Raw genomic sequence first — 6,221 nt, 5'->3', positions numbered from 1 at the left:
CATATGCCGGCCCACCCCCGCGTTGGTCGCGGGCCCCGGGGCCAGCGACGCGACAATGGCCTACCGATCCACCCGGGCGCTGCCGCCCGCCATCAGCTTTTCCACCTCCTTCAGCGTCGCCATTGAGGTGTCTCCAGGGGTGGTCATGGCCAGAGCCCCATGGGCTGCGCCGTACTCCACCGCCTTCTGGGGGTCCCCGGTGGTCATGAGTCCATAGATCAGGCCTGAGGCGAAGCTATCCCCGCCACCCACGCGGTCCAATATCTCCAGGTTTGGGCGGGGTGTGGCCTCGTAGAAATTTCCGTCAGCCCAGCAGATGGCACCCCAGTCGTTGATAGTGGCCGTCTTCACCGCCCGCAGCGTGGTCGCCACCACCTTGAAGTTGGGGTACTCCTTGACCACGCGCTGAATCATGCGCTTGAAGCTGCTCACATCCAGGGTGGAGTACTCTTTGTCCACCCCCTCCACTTCGAAGCCCAAAGCGGCGGTAAAGTCTTCTTCATTGCCGATCATCACGTCGACGTAAGGGGCAAGGCTCCTGTTCACCTGCTGCGCCCTCTCCTTGCCGCCAACAGCCTTCCAGAGCGAAGGACGGTAGTTCAGGTCGTAAGAGATGACGGTGCCGTGCCGGCGCGCCGCAGCCATCGCTTCCTGGATCACCTCGGGCGTGGTCTCAGAGAGTGCGGCGAAAATGCCCCCTGTGTGAAACCAGCGCACCCCCCTCTTACCAAAGATCTCCTCCCAGTCAAAATCGCCCTTCTCGAGCTGGGAAGCTGCGGTATTGCCGCGGTCAGAAACGCCAACCGCTCCTCGCACGCCGAAACCCCTTTCGGTGAAATTCAACCCGTTGCGCACCGTGCGCCCGACGCCATCGTAGGGCACCCACCTAATGAGGGAAGTATCCACTCCGCCCTGCAGGATCAGGTCCTCGATGAGTCGCCCGACCGCATTGTCGGCAAAAGCCGTAGCCACCCCAGTACGCATGCCAAAGCAGCGGCGCAGCCCCCGCGCCACGTTGTACTCACCGCCGCCTTCCCATACGCGAAACCAGCGGGTTGTGTGAATGCGCCCTTCGCCAGGATCGAGGCGCAGCATTACCTCCCCCAGAGAGAGCAAGTCGAATTCGCACTCCTCCCTTGGTCGCAGTTTCAAGTCCACTCTTCTTCCCTCCTTGATAGTCCATCAGAGTTCATCTGACTCTCCCATCGCACACTCACCTTTGCCGCCAGCATCTGCCCTCAGAACGAGGGGGATCCGACAGGCACGACCGCGAAATATCTCCCGGCGCTTCGTGTTCGACATTACTGGCAGAGCCGCCTCACAGCGGACAAATTGCCCCACGTGCCAGGGGAAGCATCCTGTCAAACACGTTAATGACCAACAAAGGCCAATTGTTCCCTGCGCTCAAAAGCGAAGATGCAGCCTGCCGAAAGGATGCACCCCAGGGCAGCATCCGCTTCCGCACGCCAACGGCTCCGCACCCGGCGGGCGACATATCCGGGAGTGAACAGGCATAGCAAGCGCAATCGCTGCCACTGCCGCGTGCATTCTCATGGCCAAGCGTTGACCAAGCAGTGAGCTTGCGGAGCACGAGAGCTACATCTCAATCTGCCAGGGGTGCCGGGGCGGGTCGTCGACCCTTTACGCACCAATTGCTTGACCGAAAAGACCAAACGGCGGACGGCCACCGCTGCCAGCCCTCTCCCTGTTCCCTCGTCACACCCTTGCGCAGGGAGCCTCCCAACTATCATGCTAAAGGGGCTCGCTCGCACCATTGCCTTCCGGGCAGTAGCTGTGCACCTCGCCCTGCGTAGCTAACCGATATTCCCTCCGCAGGAAGCAATCACCTCGCGGTACCAGAAGCCGGAGTCTTTGACGAGGCGGGCCTGGGTTTTGTAGTCCACGTAGACCAGCCCAAAACGCTGCTTGTAGCCCTGTGTCCACTCAAAGTTGTCCAAGATGGACCAGACGAAGTAAGCGATGCCCGGCACACCTTCGGCAATCGCCCGCCCATAGGCCCTGAGGTAGCGGCCCAGAAAATCGATCCGCTGCGGGTCATGGACTCGGCCGTCGCTGGCTACCCAATCGCAGTTGGCCATTCCATTCTCCGTGACAGCGATGGGCAGCCCATACCTTTCGTAGAGGAACTTCGGCCCCCAGAACAGCGCCTCGGGAGTGACAGGCCACTCCATGGTTGTCAAGGCTGGTCCAGTGGGCAGGGGCACAGGCTCCCATCGGCCTCCCTTGCCTGCCCGCACGACTTCCCCGAAGTAGATGTTCACCCCGTAGAAGTCAAGCGGCTGGCAGATAGTGCCCATGTCCGTTGGGCCGATCTCGGGCAGAGAATCGGCGAAGAGCCTCAGTCCATCCTCAGGGTACTTGCCCCACAGCATGGGGTCCGCAAACCAGGTGTTGTTGCTGCAGTTTCGTTCCGTGATCGCAAAGGTGGCGTTTCGCGCAGCAGCCACGTCCTCCTCGCCCTCCGTGGCGGGAATCTTGACCACGCCAACCAGCGCGACACCGACGGAGGGCTTGCGCTTTGCGCGGCTGCGGATGACCTGCACGGCCTTGCCATGGGCAAGCAGCGAGTTGTGCGCCGCCTGGAGGACATCGGCAAAGCCCAGCCTCAACCCGGGCGCGTGCTCTCCGGTGAGATGCCCGAGACCGATGTAGCACTGCGGCTCGTTCTGCGTGATCCACCATCCGACCCGGTCGGACAGCCGGTCGACGACCAGTTGCGCGTATGCGGCGAACCAATCGCTGCTGTCGCTGTTCAGCCATCCGCCGCGACGAAAGAGCGCATGGGGGTAGTCCCAGTGGAACAGGGTCACCCACGGCTGAATGTCGTGCGCTAACAAGGCGTCCACCAAACGATCATAGAAACTCATCCCGCGTTCGTTGACTGCCCCCACCCCCTCTGGAAGCACGCGCGGCCACGAAATGGAAAAACGGTAGGCCTGCAGGCCTAACTCTTTCATCAGCCGCACATCCTCCTGGTAGCGGTGGTAGTGGTCACAGGCGATGTCGCCCGTATTGCCTTGCCAGACCTTACCCGGCTGACGACAGAAGAGATCCCACACCGAAGGACCCTTGCCGTCATCCCAGGCGGCCCCTTCAATCTGGTAGCTGGCCGCTGCTGCTCCCCACACAAAACTCGACGGAAAGGCTGTCATACCATTTTTCTCCTGGAGGGACATCTCAGCGCGCTCGCCACCATCTCGGCGGAGATTGACCTCTTGCAAGTAGCTGAGGGCCCCCGAGAGGCAGTCCATCCACAGCATCGACAAGCAAAAGGGAAAGACTCGCCGATTCGGCTTTTACCCATGACGGTCGGCCACCATGGTGAACGTACCCTTTAGCAGGCAGAGGAAATGCCCCCTGGGCCTCTTGCTGCAAGGCTCTTCACGTCTCCCTTCCCGCCGCGCGATGCACGCCGAGGGCCTGTCCGTTTCCTCCCGTCGAGTGCTGCTTGTCTTCCCAAGACGCTCAGCGCAGCAGGAGGCTTTTGCGCACCGCCCTCTCCTGGCCGCTCGTCAGCACATAGAAATAAACGCCGGACGAAAGGCGTGACCCGTCGAAAACCACCGTGTGCGTTCCGGCCGGTCTGGTCCCATCCACGAGCGTTGCTACCTCTCTGCCCAGCGTGTCGTACACCCTCAGCTGCACCCTCTGGTTCTGCGGGACAGAAAACTGAATCCAGGTCCGCGGGTTGAACGGGTTGGGGAAGTTCTGCCCGAGGAAGAATTGCCCAGGAAGACTGCTTCCCTTGGTGCCCGGGTTGACGCCGGTACTCTGCCGCGCCGCCTCTTCAACCGCGCCTTCAAAGTCCACAATGTAATGCCACCAGTTGTTGAGGATTCCATCGGTCACCCCCACGAACCTGGGCAAGTGGCTGAACCACCAGCGCATGTAACCTACGTGCGAGCAACCCCACTCGGAGCAGTTGAGGACGCGGTTCTGGTCCAGAAGAATGGGATAGCGCTTCCAATTGTCGGCGTAGCAATTCACGTAGCGGTGGTTACCAAAGTCATAGTCGCTCATGCCATTTGGTGGATAGTGGATGCTCCCGACATGAGCCTGACCAGGCCTGTCCTTGTCGATGGTAGTGAAGATCTCCCAGTTGTTGCGCGGCTCGGCCCTGGGGTTCCAGCGGCCGTAGGCGTGCGCCAGGGCACTCTCGGAGCGGTGGCCGTAGCTTTCCATGGCCTCGGCGATGCCGCGCTCATAGTTCCAGCCCATCACCGGTAACAATCGGCGCAGCCCTGGATGGTCCATGGGCGGGGAGTTGTACCAAAATGCGCCTGGACCTACCAGCTGCGACTCCCACATGCCGGCGAAGGGGAAACTGTAGACCCACACCTCCATGATGCGGCCTTCGTTCCGCTTCTGGTCAAACTGATGATAGTCGATCATCGCCCGGTAGTCGAACTTGACCCGGTCTTCGATCTCCGCCATGTACTGGAGCGTGCCCGGGGTGCTGCGCCCGTACAATTTGCCACTTGACCCGAAATAATAGGCCAGCGTGTCCAGGGACATGAACGTGCCATCAAGCCGGGAGAAGCATTGCACATCGTCGTGGATTTCCACGATCTGATACTGCACAACCCCGTCGCTGCATTGGTAGAACTCTTCCGCCAGCTGAAACACGAGCACGAGCGGGTCGGCCCAGCCGCGGACCTGGTGAATGCGTCTCTTGTTCACCTTGTCAATGATCTGGTCTTGCAGCACCACCGCCACCGGCACGACCATAGGTTCCACCTTCTGCGACACAAAGTCTTCGACCACGGTCACACGCGCGCTCCCGGTGAGCGAGCTGGCTACGGCCGTAAGCTCGGCGGTCCCCAGGGCGACGGCATGCACATCGCCCATTTCGCCGACATGTGCCACGCCAGGGTCGCTGGAGCTCCATGCCGGCGGCGCTGCAAACGGGTAGGGCCTCACCCGACCGCCACTATCCACAGTTTTGACGGCAAGCTGCAGGCTCGTCCCCGGCACCATCTTGAACTCTTCCGGGATAATCTTGAGGGCAACCAAGGTCTGGCCTGAGTAGAGCACCCATTCGCCCACGAACACGTAGTTGCTGTCACTCTGCGTGTTGCGGGCCGTCAGGCGCACCGCCTGCACCCCTTCTACAGAGAATCCCACCGAGTCCCAGGCAAAGTAGTGGCACGGCCGACGTTCCACGGGGGTCCGGTAGGTGCCGCTGCGACTATTCAGGTCCTGTTGCTGGGCCGCAGTCTCCAGGGACCACTCGCCCTCCATCCAGAAAAAGACCTTGCTGGCGTGCAAGGTCACCGCGCTGTCCAGGAGGAGGGTGATGCTCAGCGTGCTGGAGTTTTGCACCCCAGCACTGGTGAGGCCATTGCCGTCAAAGATCCTGTCCATGGAGCCGAACACCAGTACCGGCTCGGCGGACGCAACTATGGCTCCGGAATTGATACCTTCCAGCACATTGAGCAATTGGCTTTGGGTGACCTGAGCCAGCCCAGTTTCGAAGCCCAACAAGGCGAGTGCCGCGGCCAAAAAGGCCGCCTTCGGCCTGTCAGAGGGAGTACCCATTGCAACAATTCCTCCAAGGTGAAGTCACTACTCATTGCACCAGTTTCAGCCCCTTTTTCATGGCCGCATCGAAATCACCGATGAAAATCCACCAGTTCGTCAGCGGTCGGCCTTCGTACTCGAGACCATTGTCCGCCCCGGGGAGGCTTTGCATCCATAGGATGAACCAATCGAGGCTGTTGCAGTTCCAACGTTCGCAGTTCATCTGCTTGCGCTCCCCTGTGCCATCAGGCCGCCAGTCTTCGATGTCAGTCCAGACCATGCGAGGGTTCTTCCAGTCATAGTCTCGTTCGGCATTGGGCGGGTAGTGCGCCCAGCCGCAGCCTGGCTTGACAATCTTGTGGGTCTTGTCGCTCCCTACAAACTTGCCCCAGAAGAGCAAATTCGGCCACTCGTCCTCCGGCGTCGTATCTCGGCCATCCACAAAGTTCAGCACCGCCTCGATCTGGTGTATGTGGTCCTCGATGGCCTCGGACAGTCCGCGCTGATAGTTGTAGTGGTACAAGGTGTACGTCTTGCTAAAGGTCGGGAGGTCGTTTGGATCCCGGTCGCTGTTGCTCACGTCGCCAAACGGCCCCGCCATATTCGATTCCCAGAGGTCCAATACGCCGCCATGGTAGGCCCACAGCCAGATCTCCTTCACGCCTTTCTTTTCGACCCAG

4 protein-coding genes are annotated in these 6,221 nt (G+C 60.8%); all 4 read right to left on the bottom strand.

The window, feature by feature from the left end:
* Positions 1–60: 60 nt before the first annotated feature.
* Positions 61–1,158 (bottom strand): sugar kinase, encoded by a 1,098-nt coding sequence (locus H5U38_11755; GenBank protein MBC7187698.1) that lies wholly within the window; start codon positions 1,156–1,158, stop codon positions 61–63.
* A gap of 656 nt (positions 1,159–1,814) precedes the next feature.
* On the bottom strand, positions 1,815–3,173 hold the full coding sequence (locus H5U38_11750) for a beta-glucosidase (protein ID MBC7187697.1): 1,359 nt from the start codon (positions 3,171–3,173) through the stop codon (positions 1,815–1,817).
* A 313-nt stretch (positions 3,174–3,486) separates the two neighbouring features.
* The gene (locus H5U38_11745; protein ID MBC7187696.1) at positions 3,487–5,559 is read right to left on the bottom strand and encodes a T9SS type A sorting domain-containing protein; all 2,073 of its coding nucleotides are present in this window, start codon (positions 5,557–5,559) and stop codon (positions 3,487–3,489) included.
* A gap of 31 nt (positions 5,560–5,590) precedes the next feature.
* Complete coding sequence (locus tag H5U38_11740; protein MBC7187695.1) at positions 5,591–6,202, bottom strand: hypothetical protein; 612 nt, start codon at positions 6,200–6,202, stop codon at positions 5,591–5,593.
* Between the last annotated feature and the right edge of the window lie 19 nt (positions 6,203–6,221).

The organism is Calditrichota bacterium (genome assembly GCA_014359355.1).
Lineage (GTDB): Bacteria > Zhuqueibacterota > Zhuqueibacteria > JANLFK01 > Oleimicrobiaceae > Oleimicrobium.
This window is presented reverse-complemented; position numbering and strand designations above follow the sequence as displayed.